General features: G+C 37.6%; 17 protein-coding genes. 3 read left to right on the top strand and 14 right to left on the bottom strand.

The annotated features are described in order from the left end of the window. Window positions 1-475: 475 nt before the first annotated feature. Window positions 476-1,207 carry an SIMPL domain-containing protein gene (locus DWV85_RS07920; protein WP_004692958.1) on the top strand — a complete coding sequence of 244 codons (732 nt, stop codon included), beginning with the start codon at window positions 476-478 and terminating at the stop codon, window positions 1,205-1,207. On the opposite strand, the gene DWV85_RS07915 is transcribed toward DWV85_RS07920, so the two are convergent. After that, the gene (locus tag DWV85_RS07915) at window positions 1,188-1,934 is read right to left on the bottom strand and encodes a ubiquinone/menaquinone biosynthesis methyltransferase (RefSeq protein ID WP_123138484.1); all 747 of its coding nucleotides are present in this window, start codon (window positions 1,932-1,934) and stop codon (window positions 1,188-1,190) included. The genes DWV85_RS07920 and DWV85_RS07915 overlap by 20 nt on opposite strands. 346 nt (window positions 1,935-2,280) lie before the next feature. Here DWV85_RS07915 and sstT point away from each other — a divergent pair, with 346 nt between their 5' ends. Both sstT and DWV85_RS07905 read left to right on the top strand, forming a co-directional pair. Beyond that, window positions 2,281-3,501 (top strand): serine/threonine transporter SstT, encoded by a 1,221-nt coding sequence (gene sstT, locus DWV85_RS07910; protein ID WP_123138483.1) that lies wholly within the window; start codon window positions 2,281-2,283, stop codon window positions 3,499-3,501. A gap of 246 nt (window positions 3,502-3,747) precedes the next feature. Then, entirely contained in the window at window positions 3,748-5,265 is a 1,518-nt protein-coding gene (locus tag DWV85_RS07905; protein ID WP_123138482.1) for an FAD-dependent oxidoreductase, read from the top strand. 189 nt (window positions 5,266-5,454) lie between these two features. Here DWV85_RS07905 and DWV85_RS07900 read toward each other — a convergent pair whose 3' ends face one another. From DWV85_RS07900 to thiC, 13 genes are all read right to left on the bottom strand, one after another. Next, a complete protein-coding gene (locus tag DWV85_RS07900; RefSeq protein WP_123138481.1) occupies window positions 5,455-6,111 on the bottom strand; it encodes a PepSY domain-containing protein in 657 nt (218 codons plus the stop codon). Between the two features lie 127 nt (window positions 6,112-6,238). Beyond that, window positions 6,239-7,360: an AI-2E family transporter gene (locus DWV85_RS07895; protein ID WP_123138480.1), complete on the bottom strand. Its 1,122-nt coding sequence runs from the start codon at window positions 7,358-7,360 to the stop codon at window positions 6,239-6,241. 226 nt (window positions 7,361-7,586) lie between these two features. Continuing rightward, entirely contained in the window at window positions 7,587-8,600 is a 1,014-nt protein-coding gene (locus DWV85_RS07890; RefSeq protein WP_123138479.1) for an OmpA family protein, read from the bottom strand. A gap of 552 nt (window positions 8,601-9,152) precedes the next feature. Continuing rightward, complete coding sequence (locus DWV85_RS07885; RefSeq protein WP_123138478.1) at window positions 9,153-10,562, bottom strand: MATE family efflux transporter; 1,410 nt, start codon at window positions 10,560-10,562, stop codon at window positions 9,153-9,155. 255 nt (window positions 10,563-10,817) lie between these two features. Then, on the bottom strand, window positions 10,818-14,201 hold the full coding sequence (locus tag DWV85_RS07880; RefSeq protein WP_243632553.1) for a YadA-like family protein: 3,384 nt from the start codon (window positions 14,199-14,201) through the stop codon (window positions 10,818-10,820). A 26-nt stretch (window positions 14,202-14,227) separates the two neighbouring features. Further along, a complete protein-coding gene (locus DWV85_RS09420) occupies window positions 14,228-15,013 on the bottom strand; it encodes an ESPR-type extended signal peptide-containing protein (RefSeq protein WP_243632552.1) in 786 nt (261 codons plus the stop codon). A 416-nt stretch (window positions 15,014-15,429) separates the two neighbouring features. After that, on the bottom strand, window positions 15,430-16,452 hold the full coding sequence (locus tag DWV85_RS07875; protein ID WP_123138477.1) for a biotin-dependent carboxyltransferase family protein: 1,023 nt from the start codon (window positions 16,450-16,452) through the stop codon (window positions 15,430-15,432). Next, a complete protein-coding gene (gene pxpB, locus DWV85_RS07870; RefSeq protein ID WP_123138476.1) occupies window positions 16,439-17,182 on the bottom strand; it encodes a 5-oxoprolinase subunit PxpB in 744 nt (247 codons plus the stop codon). Before pxpB ends, DWV85_RS07875 begins: the two co-directional genes overlap by 14 nt. Window positions 17,183-17,256: 74 nt before the next feature. Continuing rightward, a complete protein-coding gene (locus DWV85_RS07865; protein ID WP_004698382.1) occupies window positions 17,257-18,453 on the bottom strand; it encodes an NRAMP family divalent metal transporter in 1,197 nt (398 codons plus the stop codon). Between the two features lie 141 nt (window positions 18,454-18,594). Next, window positions 18,595-19,362, bottom strand: a complete 768-nt coding sequence (locus tag DWV85_RS07860) for a 5-oxoprolinase subunit PxpA (protein ID WP_123138475.1) — start codon at window positions 19,360-19,362, stop codon at window positions 18,595-18,597. Between the two features lie 179 nt (window positions 19,363-19,541). Beyond that, on the bottom strand, window positions 19,542-19,817 hold the full coding sequence (locus tag DWV85_RS07855; protein ID WP_165851648.1) for a thiamine phosphate synthase: 276 nt from the start codon (window positions 19,815-19,817) through the stop codon (window positions 19,542-19,544). Between the two features lie 4 nt (window positions 19,818-19,821). Beyond that, a complete protein-coding gene (gene thiS / locus DWV85_RS07850; protein WP_008602700.1) occupies window positions 19,822-20,019 on the bottom strand; it encodes a sulfur carrier protein ThiS in 198 nt (65 codons plus the stop codon). A 23-nt stretch (window positions 20,020-20,042) separates the two neighbouring features. After that, on the bottom strand, window positions 20,043-21,347 hold the full coding sequence (gene thiC / locus DWV85_RS07845) for a phosphomethylpyrimidine synthase ThiC (RefSeq protein WP_123138473.1): 1,305 nt from the start codon (window positions 21,345-21,347) through the stop codon (window positions 20,043-20,045). Between the last annotated feature and the right edge of the window lie 62 nt (window positions 21,348-21,409).

Below are 21,409 nucleotides of genomic sequence, written 5' to 3'. Positions count from 1 at the left end.
GGTTTTGACTATGTCAAAACCCGCACTCTGGCATATGTTCAATCGTTATGATTGATTACCTATCATTGTTCAGTTTTCAAAGATCTGTTATCAATTTGCACTACTTCATTATTAAGTACTGTCGTAATTGACGACTTGATTATAATAACATTATGACCACTTTCATGTCAACACATTTTATAATCTTTTTTGAAGTTCATTTTAAACCTCTAAGTGTATTGCTACACTCATTAAGAAACAGCCGCTCAAACGACTGTATGCATATTATAGTACAATGAAAATATAATCGCAACCCCCAATTCTCAATTTTACAAAATCTTCATTTTATTTTCATTTTTAACCATAAACCTAATAATTGATTTTACACAATTAATCATGTACAATGTAGCTGTAATAAAGAACTTTCAGCACAAATTAGTTTTCTTTTATTAGCGTTTACCAATATGAATATTACATTATTGTAAGGAGATTGAGTATGAAACTATCAAAACATTTATTATCAAAAGCTGTAGCTATAGCTGCTATATGTGCTACTATGGGAACCACCACATTAGCTGCACCACAGGGCACATTTGATACTTCAGAAATTAATATTACTGGTCAAGCGTCTCGATCTGTAGCACCTAACTATGCGATTTTAACACTTGGTATTACAAGCCAAAATACCAATATCAATGCTGCAAAATCTAATAATGATCGTATTATGAGTAATTTAATTAGTCAATTAGCTAACTTAGGTGTTGCAAAAAAAGACATCTATACATCTAGCATTTCCATCAATCCAACGAGCGACTATCAAGACGGCAAACGCATCAATACAGGTTACAATGTATCAAATCATGTAACAGTTAAGATCAATAACCTTGATAACGTAGGAAAGGTTGTCGATGCCGCTGTTAGCGCTGGTGCTAACGACATCAACAACCTTTCATTCCAAAATGATGTGTCTCAACAATTATCTGATTCTTTAACTACAGAAGCGATTCAAAACGGTCGCCATAAAGCAGAAGTTATCGCAGCTGCCCTCGGTCGTACATTGGGACCAGTAAAAACTGTTTCCATTAGCACAACTGAAACTAGCACAATGGACTCTGGTTACTATCGTAACCCAGTAATGCTAAAAGCAGCTCTCGAAACTGCTACACCTGTAGAAAAAGGCTCTTTAATAGTTTCCCAAGACGCTAACATCACTTATTATCTACAATAGAATTTTCCGGTACCACACCTTCGTGTACAGCTACAATGCCGCCTGTCAATTCATGATAGGTGGCATTTTCATATCCTAGAGATTTCCAGATTTCTAAAATCTCACTTTGATGAGGGTATCTACGTAAAGATTCTGGAAGCCAGGCATAGGAAGAGTTATCTTTGCTCAATTTTCCTATAATAGGCAATATATATGAAAAATAGAAGTTATATAACTGTTTAAACCCAAACATACTTGGTTTTGCAAGTTCTAACACCACAACCTTCCCACCTGGTTTTACCACGCGTTGCATTTCAGACAATACCTGCTTAATATCTGGAACATTTCGCATTGCAAAGCCACTCATTGCAGCATCAAATGTATTATCCTCATATGGTAAGGCCATGGCATCACCTTGTACTAAATTTACTTGATTAAGTAAACCAGCAGCCTCAATACGAACACGACCTTGATTTAACATTTCACTATTAAAATCTAATGCCTCTACCTTCAAAGTGGGCTCTTGACGTAATACTTCCTTCGTAAATACACAAGTGCCACATGCCACATCAAGTACATATTGGTGAGGACCGATATTCATCGCTTTTACAGAGAATTTACGCCAAAAATAATCTTGTCCAAAGCTTAACACCGTATTCATTAAGTCATAGTTTTTTGCAATATTAGAAAAAACGCCTTGTACAAATTTCTCTTTATCTGCATACGTTTTAAATTCTTTAGTATTCATTATGGACCTTTCACAAATCAAGAACTATGTTCAAGAATTATATATGGCATAGTATACCACACTATAGGAACGCTAAAAAGAATCCTAATATATATACTCTATATAATGACTATGTAATATATACATATCTACTAAAAACACTGGTATTTAGTATTTTCCGCTACATAATATAGAACTAAACACACATATCTATTTTTTACCTATATTTATAATAAATATATACGGCTATCGATTATAATATCTATTGCCACCATTTCATGTTCGTTGTATAATGACATATGTCCATGTTGAAAGGATGCTTTATCATGGAGTTTTATTTGTTTTTATATAAGTATTGGAGTGTACTATGAATCGATTTGTAAAATCAATCAATAGAGTCAGTCTAATCCAACAAATTATCATAGGTTTGATTATTGGTATTTTAACTGCTCTTTATGTGCCAGATGTGGCCAATGAACTTGCTTTATTAGGAGTCCTCTTCGTTGGAGCGCTAAAAGGTATCGCCCCTATCCTCGTATTTTTCTTAGTAATTGCTGCGATTAGTAAACATCGCTCTGGACAAAAAACAGGTATGGGCTCTGTTATAACCTTATATTTACTAGGTACATTCCTATCTGCGGCTTTAGCAGTAATCGTAAGCTTCTTTTTCCCGACTACATTACACCTAGCAGCAGGTGCAGCCGATGCCGCACCACCTCAAGGTATCGTAGAGGTTATGACAACATTACTAAAAAATGTAGTTGATAATCCTGTAAAAGCATTAATGACTGCTAACTACATCGGTATTTTAGGTTGGGCACTTATCATTGGTGGTGCTTTACGCCATGCACCGATGAATACGAAGGAAGTTATGGAGTCCATTGCACAAGCTATTACTACTGTAGTAGGTTGGATCATTCGATTCGCCCCTCTTGGTATTATGGGCCTTGTAGCAGAATCCATTGCTACTAACGGCATCGAAGCCTTGATTGGGTACTTTCAATTACTCGTATTATTACTTGGTTCTATGATCTTTGTAGCACTAGTAATCAATCCAATTTTATCCTTTATTTACCTTCGTCGTAATCCATACCCATTGGTATTCAAATGCTTACGAGAATCTGCAATCTATGCGTTCTTTACACGTAGTTCTGCTGCAAACATTCCCGTAAACCTTGATTTAGCCAAACGATTGAAACTTAATCCAGATATGTATTCCGTATCCATTCCATTAGGAGCCACAATCAATATGGGGGGTGCAGCAATTACAATCACAATCATGACATTAGCTGCGGCGCATACATTAGGTATCATTGTAGATATTCCTACCGCAATCCTATTATCTGTTATTGCCACTATAGGTGCATGTGGGGCTTCCGGTGTTGCAGGCGGTTCCTTGTTACTCATTCCATTGGCTTGTTCCCTATTCGGTATATCCAATGATATAGCAATGCAAGTTGTAGGCGTAGGCTTTATTATCGGCGTATTACAAGATTCCACGGAAACTGCACTTAACTCTAGCACAGATATCCTCTTCACTGCTACTGCTGATTATGCAAAACGCGGTTATCATCAAGATTGGAACTAAAAATTTTTTTAGACGGTCCTTTGGGACCGTCTTTTTTTGTAAACTAATTGTACATTCTTTTATAGGACTTTGTGAAAGTTACATATATCCGCGCCTCTTAATTTTCTGGAAATAATATTATGTATTTGGATAAACTAAATATAAACTTTCACCAATCACTAACAAACTATATTGATTTTCTTCAATGTAGTGGTATAATATAGTTAATGATAATAACTATTAGTAGATATATAGGAAGGAATCAACATGAAACAATACGATATTATTGTAGTTGGTACAGGCGGCGCAACCATCGTAGCTGATGCTGCGCTCAAAAAAGGCCTTAAAGTGGCAATCATAGAAAAAGGTAAATTTGGTGGTACATGTCTAACTCGCGGTTGTATTCCTACAAAAGTTATGGTTACAGCAGCTAATGCAATTCAAGAAACAAAAGAATTCAAAAAAATTGGCGTTAACGTTGGACCTGCTACTATGGACTGGCATACTGTGTCCAAGCGTACTTGGCATAAAATTGACGAATCTGCAGACATCTATGATTATTACAATGCCTATGACAACGTAGATGTGTATCGTGGTGCAGCAAGCTTTGTATCTGATAAAGTGATGAACATCCATCTTAACGATGGGTCTGGCATTGTAGAAATTACAGCGCCTACAATTATCCTTGGTACTGGTGGCTATAGTAATGTACCTAATGTACCAGGTCTTCAAGAATCAGGGTTCCTTACTAGTGAAAGTCTCTTTGGTGATAAATTCCCTAAACAGCCATATAAATCCCTTGCTGTACTTGGTGCGGGTCCGATTGGTGTTGAGTTCGCTCATGTATTTGATTCCGCTGGTACAAAAGTAACAATTCTACAACATAATGTACGTTTAGTTCCTAAAGAAGATGCAGATATATCGGAACACTTGCTTAACAACTACAGAGAACGTGGTATTAACGTACTTCTAAACCAAGACACTGTTGAAATCCGCCAAGAGGATGGCCTTAAAGTAGTAGTTACTAAAGATCGTACTACTGGCGAAATTACAGAAACTAAAGTTGAAGAAATCCTTGTAGCTGCAGGTATCCGTCCAGCTGTGGAAGAACTTCACCTAGAAAATACTGGTATTGAAACACGGCCTAAAGGCTGGATCAAAACTAACGAATTTTTAGAAACATCCGTTGATGGTATCTACGCTTTAGGTGATGTCAATGGGGAGCCGGCATTCCGTCACCGTGCAAACTACGAAGCAGATATCATTGCTCACAATCTCTTCTATGCAACAAGTGAAGATGATTACCGTTGGGCAAGGTATGATACATTACCAAAAGTTACTTTCTCCTATCCTGAAATTGGTAGTGTAGGTCTCACAGAGGCTGAAGCTATCAAAGCGGGTTACAATGTAGGGGTTGGGAAGAACTTCTACTCCTCCACTGCAAAAGGCTATGCAATGGGTATCAACCCTGGAGATATAAACGATGGATTTGTAAAAATTGTAGTAGATAAAGACACCAACCATATCCTTGGTATGCATGTCGTAGGTCCTCAAGCCTCTATCCTCTTCCAGCCTTATGTGAACCTTATGAATAGTGGTGTAACTCCGTTGACAGCAATCAACGAAGAAATTGCTTCTGAACGCACTAAACGTTTACGTGAAAAAGGTATTACTCGTGAAATGGACCCTAGATCCGTTATCACTGTAGGCGAAACTATGAGCCCACATCCATCCCTCGTCGAGGTTATCATGTGGACACAAGTGTACTACGAAAATCGTTGGTAATACAACTATAGTTATAAATAATAAAAGGACTAAACCTAGGCACAGTCCTTTTGTTGCAAACATATCTATTGTAAAAAAAATATTCTAACATAAGAGCACTATCAACCGATATTTTATAGTATCGGAATCGCAAAAAAGAGCCAAAGGCATTGCCTTCGGCTCTTTTCTTATTAATCATCAATAGATAGGTTAGCGGCCCATATCTATATCAGAACCCCAAACGAGATTTGTTTTACGACCATCGAAGCCTTGATCTGGCTCAGGTGGTAATTTATAGGATTTAGATTGTTCTACATAAGCACCTGTCTCAGCATCTACTGTAACAACTACTTTTTTACCATCTTGATGCATAGTCACATAGTATAAAACTTTACCATTATGAGCTTCAATTTTCCAGCCCTTCATAACAGCATCATTTCCAAGTTGTTGTTTTGCAACACGTTCTGCTTGCGTTGATTCAATAACTTTATCTTTATTAAAAATCTCACCAATAACTTTCTTAGGTTTGCCCCCCTCTTCCATATCAGAAGCATTACCAGTGATTACATCAATTTTCATCTTGTACTGATGATACTTACCATAACCAACTACTTTATAACCATAGTTCAAGTCATTAGAGTTGAGCTCTACAGAATGAAGCGCCGCATTAGGATAGCGATTTTGGAAAATAGTTCCAATTTGGCTCATAGTCATAACTATGGACTCGCCAGGTGCACGTTTTACAGAAATATCCGTACTTGTTTCAGGCTTTGTTTTGCGTGCATCTGCCACACTTGGTGTAGCAACGGATAACATGCCCACTGCTAATACCCCCGTTAATGCCATAGAAATCAACTTTTTATTCATTATAATCCTCCTACTAGATACTATGCTTCTATTAATCAAACTATTAGTACACTAGAATTTCTATAAGTTCATGCTATATTCAGCAACACGAAAAATATGTAAATAGTCATATCATTTAGACAATATACTATAAACCTTCATTAGATGCAAGTCGTCCATCTACATCAGTCATAATCAATTTATAGCATGTAGCCACTAAAGGTACACCGATCAACATACCAGTAACCCCCATCAAACTACCGCCTACGATAACAGCAGCAAATACCCACAAACCTGGTAATCCAACAGAGTTACCTACAATTTTAGGATAAATAAAGTTACTTTCAATTTGATGAAGTACCTCTAAAATAATTACATATATGAGAGCATCCATAGGGCTAACAGTAAGTAGCATAACGGCTCCAATGATACCACCAACATAAATACCTAATAGTGGAATCAATCCAGTTAGACCAATTACACAGGCAATCGTTGTAGCATATTCAATATTAAATAGCCATAAAGTAATTCCTACCATCACGCCTAGAACCAAGGCATCTATAAACTGACCTACAAAAAAATTGCTGAATGTTTGAACTGCTACGCGAGTTACATAACTAACTCGATTTACCCACTCATCTGATGCATATGCCTTTAATATACGTTTACCTTGTAACATAAGGCGTTCCTTATCAAGCAACATATAAACAGCAAAAATTAAGCCAAGACCTATGTTCAAAGTCCAAGACAATACGGTGCCCATTGCATTTACAATATATGTGCCACCTTTTGTCCCCCATTCACGAGTATATTTAGCAATATTCTCTCCACTTAGGGCATCTATAATCGTTTGATTCGACGCCATTGGAATGGTTTCTGTAATATGTTGCATCCATGTTTGGAAATCCGTATACAATTGCGGTGATGCAGCTACAATAATCGACATAGAATGAATCAATTGAGGTAAAGCCATCCGAGCAATAAAATACACAATAACACTAATTGTTACAAAGGATAGCAAAAGACTCAACGGGCGACGTATTTTATACTTCCATCCAGAGTCACACTTAGGCCATAGCCATCGTTCATAACGAACGACTAGAATATCCAATACGAAAGCAATACAAGCACCCACAATGAGCGGAACAAAAGCCGTAAAGATAGCGTCAAGACCACTAGCAATATCACTTATACGTAGTGCCATCATAATCATAATGCCCGCTAGTATAATAGCTCCTATGAGCTGTTTGTAATATTTGAATTCTTTCATAATAACCTACTTCACATAACACTATTAATAAGCTACACCTATATAACTATACGATTCTCACATCGCATACATTACCAAAGCATAATGAACATTGTATGACCTAGGATTGTATGCAATTTTAGTATAACACAAAAGTCCACCTTATCGCATGCTCGAATTCTCGATAAACAAGAGAGCATGATTGAAGGTGGACTTATTGTAGGCCTAATCTAGATTAGTCTAGAGATTAGCGATGAATATAAACGTCTACACGACGGTTTTCAGCTTTACCTGCTGCTGTAGAGTTAGTTGCAACTGGTTTAACATCACCATTAGCAATACCGATAAGACGATCGGCAGATACACCATGGTTAACTAAATATTGAGCCACATGTTGTACGCGGCGTTCAGACAAAGCAATGTTGTATTGAGGATTTGCATCAGTATCAGCATTACCCATCAATTTAACTTGGTCTTGAGAATATTGGTTAGCAGCATTTACAGCAGCTGTTAAGTTTGGATATTGGTCTGCACGAGCAACATCTTGGTCGGAGTCAAAGTAGATAGATTGTACATAGTAATCCAATTTAGGAGTTTTATATGCAGGCGCTTCTACAGTAGGAGCTGGAGCCGGAGTGTATACAGGAGCTACGGATTTGTGACCGCCGAAACGGTAAGATAATCCAACTACTGGACCTTGGAAGGAAATATTGGATGCATCATCACGTTTAGTATTGATATAACGATACCCTGCATTAATATCCCAGTCTTGATTAACTTTATAACCTAAACCTGCTTCCCAAGTGGTAGTTCTCTTAGTCCCTACACCCGCTTTACCATAAACGTCTACTTTAGAGCCAAGGTTAGCTTTACCAATTACACCTAATTGAGCAATATTATTTGCTTTAGGGAATGTATCACCAGAAATGTGAGCATAACCGCCATATACTGCAAAATTTTTGTTCAAGGATTGAACCAAATTAACTTCTTGCATTCTGTCACTATAGCTAGTGCCGAACATTTTATCATTCAAACCATGGTATTGGTATTGCAACGCTGTTTTATCTGTGAAAGCGTATGTTACACCACCATCAAAGTTCCATTTTGCATCAGCAGTCCAAGCTTTAGTTTTTGCTTTAGAATCAGACGCACCAAGATCAACTTGAAACTCACCTTTATTGAATTGAGTTTGAGGAGTTGCACCTGCTACGGACACACCTACAGCAGCAACTGCCAATAAAGCTAATAATTTTTTATTCATTATAATTCCCTCCAAAAACAGCCCTTATAATACTTAGGCTTTGGTAATAATATGCTTATATTTTACATAATTTTTCAATATAATTCAACATTCTTCATGAATATTTGATGAATTTTTAGTTATATCTATCTATAAATATTATAAATATAAATATTTAAACCCTCTCTATTGCCGAATCACTGCGATTCTCTGCACATATTACATTCCCGTAATTATAATACTATTTATCTTTTTTAAGATTCTCTAACAATAATAAAATTACTGGTCTTATAAGTTCATCAAAATCATTATTATATATACTAATAGATCTAACTATAATTGAACGAATAAAAGCTCCCTTATGCACTAAGGAAGCTTTTATCATTTCATATGTATATCCCTTACATATATACGTGAAATCAGAAGTTTCTGGTCAGATAACACATTCCCCAATGTGTCATTTTTTTCACATTACGTATTGTACATCAAAAATTTTTAATAGCCAAGAGTTTATTCACTTCTTTTTCATGAATCCTTCTAAAACTTTCAATGTGAAAAAGAATTTACATCTCATTAAACAACCTTATGTTGCCATGTTCCTCGAATAAATCTCAAATAAGAACAACATAATCTTAGAGACTGATCGAAGCACAAAGATAACCATGCCCCAAAAAGCCCTAAACCTAGTGTAATGCACAATAAATAAGTAATAATAGGACGAATGATTGCTACGCTTACAAGAGAATATTTCATGATGTAATATGTATCTCCTGCCCCTTTCAACACACCGGAATACACTTGCTGTAATGCTTGAGGGAATGCAGCGATAGCCATAATGCCCATCAAAGTGGCTGAAAGTGTAACAACATCACTTTCACGAGTATATAACTGTACTAAAAAATCACCAGGACCAATAAAGATTAATGCACTTACAAGGCCCACGACTAAACCAATACGAGCACCAATTTTACCATAAGTACGTGCAATATCTGGTCGTTTGTGTCCCAGACTTTGCCCCGTATGTGATGCACCTGCAAATCCAAGACCCATCGCAAAATAGTAAAATATATCCATTAAATTCATACATACGTAATGTGCTGCTAAAGGTACCGCACCTAAGGAAGCAACAATCATAGTGTATGTATACATACCGAACCGCTCAAAGAACTGTTCTCCTAAAGAACTGCCACCGACATGAAACATTGTATGTAATACGGGCCTTTCAAAAGTCCATTTCGACGGATGGCGCAATGTTAATCCAGTAGAAGTATGTTGTGAAATCGTACGCAACAACAATAATGCAATAATAGCACTACTGATCATAGTGGATACACCTGCCCCCATAACGCCAAGTTCAGGGAAGAAACCAATACCATAAATCAAGAAGAAATTCATTATCGTATTCAAAATATTCCCTACTACATTAGATTTAAAAATAACTTTAGTGTTACCATATCCAATGAGTGCAGCCCCTACGATTTGGCTAAAGGACTGAAATATTAAGCTAATAACTATGAAACGACCATACCAAACGGCTGTTTCAATATAGCCATCTTCAGCACCCGTAAAACGTAGAATATGCTCTAAGTTCAAGAAACATATCAATAATAACGGTACATAAATTAAAAAATTCAATAAAATAGATTGCTTGAGTACGGCATTCATACCATCTACATCGCCTTCACCATGACGACGAGCTATAATTGCTGTCACAGCAATGGATAAGGCTCGACAAAAGATGAGCATTACCATCTCAGGTTGACCCATAATGCCTACCGAAGCAAGAGCTGACGCACCTAAGGCACCAACCATCGCCAAATCAATGGCAGTCATAAATTGTAACATCAAGCCTTGTAATGTAGCTGGCCAAGCTATTTTTAAATAATTACCATATAGCTGCTTTGTAGTTCCTACAGGTCCTAATCGTTCTGCAACAGGCAACATGGTGTCTATTGAAAGCCATCGTTGTATACGGTCTAACATCCTATCTCCTATTCATGTAAGATCATATAGTAAAGGCATTACTTCACCTCTTATATCTATTGTATTATATCATATAACATATGAAAAATCATTCATATGTTATGTTTTTTAAATAAGAATATATATCAAAATAGCAAAAAAGAACCTCTTAGACGAAATGTATATACCCTATCAAGTACAACAATGTATAAGAGGTTCTTTAGTTTTACAGGAAAATAACTATCTTAGACTATTATCAAAATTAGTTCTCAACTCTTAACCTTTAGAGGCTAATAATTGATTTACTACGGCACGCAAGTCATCTAAGCCTTGTTTAGTTTCAGCCAATTCTTGACGTTGACGTTCATTTTCAGCTTCTAATGTATTTAGACGCGCTGCTTGATTAGCAATAACAGTTTTTTGATTACTATTTTCTTTTTTGAGACTAGATACTTCATCTTGCATTACATAAACAGAGCTAATAGGACCTGCTTTATAACGCTCTGGAATAGCGTCTTTTCTTTCACGACTACCACCAAATTTATGCGTTACACCTGCATTTACCATGTTATGGCTAGTGCCAAGTGAAACACCTACGTTGAACATAGTATCTTCAGTTCGGTAGTGAGCAATACCGATGGCACCAGCAGTTTCACCACGGTAGTTACCGATACCAGCCATAATTTGTGTTGGTTCCAATGGATCATATTGAATTGGTTTCAACGCTGCCATAGCTGCCGCATGAGCACCAACACGTTGTGTTTCAGTACCGACACGGTTAACAGCTTCTTGTAAACCAGCATTAGATGCTTTCAATTGGCTAACATTTACTGCATCAGTATCAGCTGTGCCAGGCGCTACTCCATGAATTTTGTTGCCACCATTATTTAAGCCGTCTACAGTAAGTGATACAGGGCTAGCTGCTGTATCTGCAGGAGTAATAGTCATACCACCCCCATTAATTGTAGTAGAGTTGCCAGCTGCATCTTTCACAGTTGTACCTGCAGGAGTGATTTTAGTAGATACACCGTTTTCATCACCTACAATAACACTGTTTAGGCCTTTTAAGTCTTTAGCCAAGCCATATGTGAAAGTAGTTCTATCTTGGTTAACTACAAGATTATCACCAGCTTGGAATTTTACGGTATCACTACCTTGTACTTTTTCAACGGTACCGCCAGCAGCCGTTACATTCCATGCAGATATATCTTTAACTTGTTGTTTACCAGCATCTGTCAAGTTGCTCAAATCTTGATTTGCTGCATTATCGATTTTTGCTTTAGTTTGATCATCAATCTTAACAGTTACATCTTCACCATTAGCTATAGTTGTTAAACCGTTTTCGCCTTTAATATTGAATTTTACATCCCCTGTACTCAACGATTTTTCATCAGTCAAACCAGAGTTACCACCTAAAGAAATCTTACGAGCAATAGCTGTCGTGTTTTTGTCGATATTAGCTTTATTGGTTGAGATGTTATCCTTATTAGTTGCAATATCACTAGTATTTTTAGTGATAGCCGCTTTGTTATCAGCAATATTTTGTTTATTCGCAGCAATATTGTCCTTATTAGTTGCAATATCAGCAGCATTTCTATCAATTGCAGCTTTATTATTAGCTATTTTTTGCTTATTATCTGCAATGACATCAGCATTTTTGCCAATCTTATCTGTATTATCAGCAATATTGGCTTTGTTTTCTGCTACTTGATCATCAACGTATTTCAATTGGTCTTCTGTAGCTGCACGACCAGATACAGGTTGTGTTTGGCCTAGAGTCCATGCAGTGTTAGTCAAACCTGTTACTTGAGGAGCTTCAACCCCAGTTGTCGCTTTAACCTTTGGCGCTGTAATCGTTTGAGTAGCTGTTACCGTATCAAAAGTTACATCTTTCTTAGTAGAAATGGTGAAGTCTTTACCATTTTGAGTGATGGAAATGTTATCGCCATCGATGAACTTAACGGTGTTGCCACCATCAACTTTTTCAGCCGTTTCATTATTAGCGACTACATTCCAAGCTGCTAAATCCTTAACTTGTTGCTTACCATCAGGAGTCAAATTGCTCAAATCTCGATCAGCTGCATTGTCAACTTTACCTTTAGTTGCATCATCGAGTTTAACAGTCACATCGTCACCATTGGCAACCGTAGTAAGGCCATTTTCCCCCTTCACATTGAACTTCACATCACCTGTGCTCAAGGATTTTTCATCGGTAGAACCAGAGTTACCACCTAAAGAAATCTTACGGGCAATAGCTGTCATGTTTTTGTCGATGTTAGCTTTATTGGTTGCGATGTTATCCTTATTAGTTGCAATATCACTAGTATTTTTAGTGATGGCCGCTTTGTTATCAGCAATATTTTGTCTATTGGTAGCAATTTCACCAGTATTTTTATCTATTGCAGTTTTATTGTCAGCAATTTTTTGCGTATTCGCAGCAATACTGTTCTTATTGGTGGCAATATCTGTTTTGTTTGTTGTAATGTCACCTACATTTTTAGCAATTGCGGTTTTATTTGTATCAATAGCAGTTTTGTTAGCTTCAGCTTTATCGTCAACTTTTTTCAATTGAGATACATTGACAGCATCTTTATCAGCAACACCATCTGCTACATTGGCAACTTTCAAATTTCCAGCATTGATACCTTTATCACCATCAATTTTTACAGTTTCATTACCGCTAGCATTATTGAAAGAAGCACTGTTTAATTTAGAAAGATCTTTTTTCAAAGCTACAGAGATTTTCTTATCATTTCTAGCAACCGCAACATTATCGTCACCAGAAAAATCTACTGTATTACCTTTTTCAACTGCTACTGGTGTAGCTTCACCATTAGCAGAAAGATTCCAACCATATTTATTTTGATCAATTGCTTGATTAATCGCATTAGCTACGTTAGCAGAATCCGCCATACCAGCCGAGGCTGTAGCGCTACCATTTGCTACAGTAATGTCTTGCTTTTTACCAGAAACTGTAATTTTCTTGCCATTAGCTGTAGTGCTAATGTATGTATTATCACCATTTACAGCCAATTTACTATTAGCAAGGTTCACATCGCCTGTACCAGTATCACCTGTAAAAGCTAGATTAACACTCTTTAATTGCGCCACGTTTACTGCGTCTGTATCAGCAGTACCTGCAGCAACATAGTTAATTTGACGTGTTTGGTTTATCGTACCAACAGCAACACCACCTAATTTAGACGTTAGGGCGGCACCACTTAAACCAGCATATATATCTGTACGACTAGCATTAACATTATATCCCGCTACGCCTGAAGCAATATCAGCTATAGATTTTGAGCCAACAGCTACACCATCTACTACTTTACCTCTGGCGCCATCACCAACAGCCACAGAACGACTTGCAGATGTGTCTGTTGCGGCATTTGGGCCAATAGCAATAGAATTATCGGCCGTAGCACCAGTATTATCTTTATTAGCAACATCAGAAGATTTTATAGATATATATTTATAAGCGATTTGGTCTACAATAGCGCTAAGTTGAGAGCCATTAATTGCATCTGTGGAAGTAGCACTTACTTCGCCAGGAGCCACATGTTTCAACTGACGTTCATACCCTTTAGAACCAAAAGATACAACGTCACCTGGCAATGTTTTATCACCACCAGCCCAGGAAGCAACAACGTTATTTGGCAAAGTATAGCTAGATTGTTTTGTACCGCCTACATCAGTGTTAGAACCACCACCGATGGCAATAGCATTATCACGATTGCCCTAGCCCCTGTGCCAATAGCAATAGCATTTGTTACATCATTATTGGCTTGACCAGAAGGTCCTGATAAACGGTCCTTCGCATTTGCACCTGTACCAATGGCAATGCCCACATTGCCTGACTGACCTTTCATGCCTAATGTGATACCAGATTCACCAGCTGTTGCCGTTGTATATAGTGGATTTCTCATATCAAAGCCTGTTAAGCTTTGAACCGCACTACGCAAATCCCCAGTTTGAATCTCACCATTATTCGTAGTGTAAATAACTTTTACACCATCGGCTTTAACTACATCATCGCCACCAATAACAATAGAAGAGTTACCTTGAGCTATTGTATTTCCCCCAATGGCAATTGCTTGCTCCCCAATTACTCTTGCACCTTCATTAGCAGTATTACCACCACCAATAGCGATTCCTTGTGGACTGTTAACACTAGTACTAGAATTAGAACCTATTGCAATAGAATATCCACCAGCTGCTGCTGCATTTTGACCGAAACCTACAGCTTTATCACCAGTAACAGAAGCACCATCCCCCAAGCCTACTGCTGTTGCATGCAGTTTTGTAGGCAAAGTATTTGCCGCCATGGAGATGCTAGCATTAGTCATTGCTAATGCAGCCAAGATTGCTGCTACAACAATTTTCTTCTTGCCACTATTATTCTTAGCGAACTCAGATACTACTACGTAGCAGTTTTTTGATTTGCTCCAAACCACTTTAAAAATCTTATTCATACTTTCTCCTATAAACTATAGTAATAGTAATGCTCCCTCGATGTTTTATCATATGGTAAGTCATACGAGAATTCCAAAATTTTCAATATTATAAGTATATCAAAACCTTTAATACACTATCAAGCTTTTTCATTTTTTATTCATAATTCTACACGGCGCACAAATGCAGCATTAATGCTTTTTATAGTGATTCATATCACAAATTTATATAAAATACGGGCTTATTTTATACCATAACGAAGAGATAAAATGAATATAAATTCATAATCATTATTTTAAACTTGTTTTATAAGATTATATTTTCCCACCACCTCATCAATTCATCTTACATTACATAACAAAAAGCTATCTCATAGAAATAACAATCTACAAGATAGCTTTATTGCTAGTTTATATAATTAAATAGGGAAAACCAATTAAGTTACATTAAAGGCATATACACTTTGTTCGTGTGCTAATTGTATGCGCTTATGTAAGCGTTTCATATATGTACGATATATCGCTTGTGCTTCTTCGACAGATATGATATCAAAATGAATTCCATCCCCTACTGGTAATTGGCTTAACCTAGGTAAATCTGCCGTAATCACAGTACCAATCTTTGTATAGCCACCTGTTGTTTGCCGATCTGCCATGAGCACTATAGGGTTTCCATCAGAAGGAACTTGGATAGAACCAAATACAGCGCCATCGGAGATAATATCTGCACCATCTATATGCTCTATAACAGGGCCATCCAAGCGAAAGCCCATGCGATCACATTGTACAGTCAATGTATATATTTTACTACCAAAGGTCTTGATTCCTTTCTCTGTAAAATACTTTGCTTGATTTCCGAGAACAACACGCAAAGGTTCGTGACACTCACGGCCGCCGCGGTTATATAAGGCGATATTGAATAAGTTATGACCATCATAGAAGTCGCACACATTCACTTCGTCTCTAGTAAATGCTTTAATGCCAAACTGATCACCTGCTTGTAACGGTCTCCCCTCAAGACCACCTATCTTAGCCTTTGTATGAGTCGATACGCTACCATTAATAGTAGGAACATCAATACCGCCGGAGAAAGCAATATACATACGCACGCCACATTGGCTAAAGCTACCAGAAATAATATCTCCTTCATGACATATAAAAGGTATGTATCGAGGCACGACTATATTATTAATAGTGGGGTGCATATCAGCCCCTGTAAAAGCAACAATACATGTACCTTGAACCATTAGTGTAGGCGGTAATACGGTGCATTCTAAAGCACCTAAAGGCTCCTTGTTTCCTACTAAAGCCTGCCCCAATAGATAGCTTTCACTATCCATAGGCCCCGCTACAGGCATACCATATTGTTGATAGCCGACTCGTCCTGCATCTTGAATCGTTGTATACATCCCTGGTCCATCTACGTGGATTGAAGCTTTCTTAAAACTATTTAAAGCCACGCAAATCACCTACCTCTACTTCATGTACAACAGGAATATAAGCTGAACCTAAGGATTTGATGCGATAAAATTCAGTATCATCGATGGGCACATAACGAACGTAGTCCCCTGCTCTTAATAATGCAGCTTGTTTTTTAGACATATCATACATAGTCACAGGTGTGCGCCCAATGATCTGCCATCCCCCTGGAGAATCTGATGGATATGTGCCAGTCTGTTCTCCTGCAATACCTACAGACCCGGCAGGAATCAAAGTTCTTGGCGAAGACAACCGCGGCGTTGCAATGCGAGGATCCATTCCACCTAAGTAAGTAAAACCAGGAATAAAACCTAACATATAAACCAAATAATCAGTACCACTATGAATGGATACAACCTCAGCTTCACTTATATGATTATGAGAGGCTACAAAGCCTAGATCTGGACCATACTCGCCACCGTATATGGTCGGGATTTCAACAATCGTAACACGTTCATTTGCGCTGTCTGTTACAGATTCTTGTAATATAGGATTGATAGTTCTACAAATGTCGGAATACGTATATACCATTGCATCATATTGAACAAGCAATGCACAGTATGTAGGAACTAGTTCAATAATTCCATCTAGCTGTAAGAGTTTAATCTGCTCTATAACTTGTCGGATTTGTCGATTAATCTTTGGATCGATTGCTTGACCAAAATCAATAGAGATAGCGCAATCCCCTACAGGTGAAATTGTAGGTTTCATATGTACCTCCTGCTATAACTAGAAAGGACCATCACATTCAAGACGAACGTAATGGTGCTTTCACAGATAATTAATTAACCTAGTAACTTAGCAATACCTTTTAAAGATGTAACACCAATGTAAGATGTTACGAGCACTACAATCCACCCTGTATAATATAAAAGTTTATTGTGTTTATATGTTCCTACGATTTCAGATTTATGAGTTGCGACAAGCATAACTGCCAATGTAACAGGTAATATTAACCCATTTACAGAACCAGCTAAAATCAATAGAGATGCTGGTTTACCAATAAAAATCAGGATACATGTGGAAATAAAGATAAATGCCATAATAGTCAATTTTTCATTTCGTTCTACCACTTTAAACAATGTTTTTAAGAAGGATACTGATGTGTAGGCAGCCCCTACTACAGAGGTCAATGCGGCACAGAAGAACACTATACCGAATAATTTATGCCCGATTTCACCAGCTCCTAAAAGAAAAGCAGAACCAGCTGGATCCTTAGCATCTAGTACAAATCCCATAGATACCACACCAAGAACAGCTAAGAATAATAATATACGAACTAGCGCATCAACAGACATGCCCATAATCGCTGCACGACGTACATCCTTTAAATGTTCTTGACCTGTAATACCAGCATCAATAAGGCGGTGACCGCCAGAGAATGTTATATAACCACCTACGGTTCCTCCAATAAGAGTTATCGTAGCAAGCCACGGATAATTCGTAGGTACTATCGCATGAGTTACTGCTGTACCTACTGGAGGATTTGTTGAAAAGGCTACATAAGCAATAAGGACAAGCATAACCGTACCGAGTACTTTAGCCGTATTATCTAGAACACCACCCATCTTCTTGGATGTAAATAATAAGATGCCCAAGATACCGCTAATAGCGGCCGCTGTTGTTGTGTCAATTCCAAATATAATATTGAGGCCCATAGAGGCACCACCAATATTACCGATATTAAAAGCCAATCCGCCAAGAGAAATTAAAAATGCCACTATATAACCAAGGCCTGGTAATACCTTATTCGCAATATCTTGACCACGCATTTGGGATACACCAATAATCGTCCACACATTAAGCTGTGCAATAATAGAAAAAATAACGGATACGACGATAGCAAATGCAAAGTCTGCTTTCAACTCATTTGTAAATGCTGCCGTTTGTAACATAAATCCAGGTCCAATGGAAGACGTGGCCATTAAGAAAGCTGCCCCTAGTAGGACAGAGAAACTCGCTTTACCTGTAATTGGTTTCATAGGAACCTCCACATATAATAATTAATTGATGCCATACTTATTGCTTAAAGCTCATACTTACATGTAATACTTACTTTTAATACTTATATTTGCATTTTTGTTGGTATTAATTAAGCATTTATTTTAATGTATTTAATAGCGTTATCGGTGTTGAAAATTCGCCACCGTTACACCAGCTTTTGTAAGCCCCTCCCGAATATATCTTGTGAAAGCTATCGCTTCAGGATTATCTCCATGAACACATATGGAGTCAGCCACAATATCAATGATCTTCCCCGTATTAGTAACAACCTTACCCTTTGTAACCATCATAAGAACTCGGTCTAAAGCCTCTTGCGGGTCTTTAATGAAAGCACCTACTTCTGTACGAGGGACCAATGTTCCCTCCTCTGTATAGCCACGATCGGCAAACACTTCCTGTATAACAGGAATACCTCGTCGCTGTGCCTCTTGAGCAATATAGCTACCACTCAATACCATGATCGCGATATTAGGATTTACCGCTTGTAAACCATCTAAAATTGCATCGGCTAGTACAGGCGTAACACAGGCTGTATTGTAAAAAGCACCATGTAGTTTCATATGCTGTAAAGTAATGTCATAACTATCACAAAAAGCTTGAAGTGCACCTAGTTGGTACATCATATAGGCTTTTGCCTCAGCAGGACTTACTGCCATCGCACGACGACCAAATCCCATCAAATCTGGATAACCAGGATGCGCCCCTACGGCAACTCCTTTTTCTTTACATATACAAACAGTCGCATCCATAATAAGAGGATCTCCAGCGTGCCAACCACAAGCAATATTAGCACTTGTTACGTGATTTAATACTTCACTATCCATGCCTAATGTATAGTTACCAAAACTTTCGCCTAAATCACTATTTAAATCTACATAATGAGACATATACTATTACCTCTCCATCTTCATTTATTTTATAAATTCTATAGAATATCGAATTTAATGATACGATTATACTAAATAAACCTATATCTTAGCAAGGATATTTATCAAATCTACAAAATTATTTTATAAATACAAAAACCACAAGATTAAAATCTTGTGGTTTGTATGTATACTCTTTTTTATCTGACCCTACTATATCCCATCATGAGCTCATAAATAGTATTTTGTATATTATCCGATTCTGTTATTTCAGAAACGGCACAAATAAAATCGGGATGCGCTTGCCAAACGGTATCAGCATTTGTGGTTTTAATGCCCCCAACAGCAACAATGGGAGCCTTACTAAACTGCTTTGCCCAATATATATAAGAAATTCCTACAGGATTAGCATTGGGTTTTGTTTGTGTAGAAAAAATAGGCCCTACCCCAATATTACCTATAGTAAATGTATCCAATATATCAATTACCTCCTACAAAGCTAACGATTTCTAATCTGTCAGCAGCCGTTAATTTAGTGGTTGTATATGCTTCCTTACTAAGAATCTCTCCATTAAGCTCAACTACAAAGTGTTTACCAGAATAGCCTAATTCATCAAGAATCAAATGAAGTTGCTCACCTACAACATACTTTGGCTCTCCATTAACAATCAAATCCATAATGACCTCCCATATGAAAAAGCTTATAAAATATCAATATATTCTTCTTGTAAAGCTTTATTCATACTGCGTACAGCACAGAATTTGCCACACATAGAACAGGTTTCACTATGGTCTTCCTCCGGTGCTCTACTTTCACGAATAGAACGAGCCCGTTCCGGATCAATGGCACAAGCATATTGTGCTTCCCAGTCGAGAACTTGACGCGCCTTAGCCATAATGTCGTCTATATCTCTTGCATTAGTAATACCACGAGCAATATCTGCAGCATGCGCCGCTATTTTGAAAGCCATAATTCCATCTTTTACATCATCTGCATTTGGTAAGGCTAAATGTTCCGCTGGTGTAACGTAGCACAAGAATGACGCCCCATGCATACCTGCTACAGCACCACCAATGGCAGCTGTAATATGGTCGTAACCAGGAGCAATATCTGTTACGAGCGGTCCCAACACATAGAAGGGCGCTCCATCACACAAGGACTCTTGTATTTCCATATTCATTTGTATTTGATGTAAAGGTACATGCCCAGGTCCTTCAATCATAGCTTGTACACCATATTGTTTCGCTCGTTTTGCCAATTCACCAAGCCTTACAAGCTCTTCAATTTGGCACACATCAGTTGCATCCGCCAAGCAACCTGGACGACAAGCATCACCTAAAGACAAAGTAACATCATATTCTTTGCAAATCTTTAAGATTTCATCAAAGTATTCATAGAATGGATTTTCATGGCCTGTCATGCTCATCCATGCAAATACCAAACTGCCTCCGCGGCTAACAATATTAAGCAACCGTTTATGATTCTTGATTTGATCTATTGTTTTTCTCATAATACCACTGTGGATAGTAATAAAATCTACACCATCTTGAGCGTGTAATCGGATAGTGTCCAAGAAATCTTGAGCTGTTAATTCACCTAAATCTTTTTGATGATGAATGACACTATCATAAATAGGCACCGTACCAATCATTACTGGCGATGTCTCAATTAATTTACGTCTAAAAATACGAGTGTCACCATGAGTGGAAAGATCCATGATCGACTCTGCGCCAAGTCTAATAGCTCGATTAACCTTTTCAATTTCACTATCATAATCAGTAACGTCTTTCGATGTACCTAAATTAACATTGACTTTCGTTCTAAGGCGTTTGCCAATCCCCTCAGGCGAAATACTAGTATGTTGCTTGTTACAAGGAATAACAACCTTTCCTGCTGCCACTAGTGAACGTAATACCTCTTCATCCATACGTTCTTTTTCCGCAACTACTTTCATTTCCTTCGTAACTACACCAGCCACAGCAGATTCCAATTGAGTCATAAACATTTTACATCCTCCTATATAAAAGACATATATAGTTAGGTATGCAAAAATGGGTATCGAACAAA

The organism is Veillonella sp. AF13-2 (assembly GCF_003603295.1).
Classification (GTDB): Bacteria; Bacillota; Negativicutes; order Veillonellales; family Veillonellaceae; genus Veillonella; species Veillonella parvula_E.
This window is presented reverse-complemented; position numbering and strand designations above follow the sequence as displayed.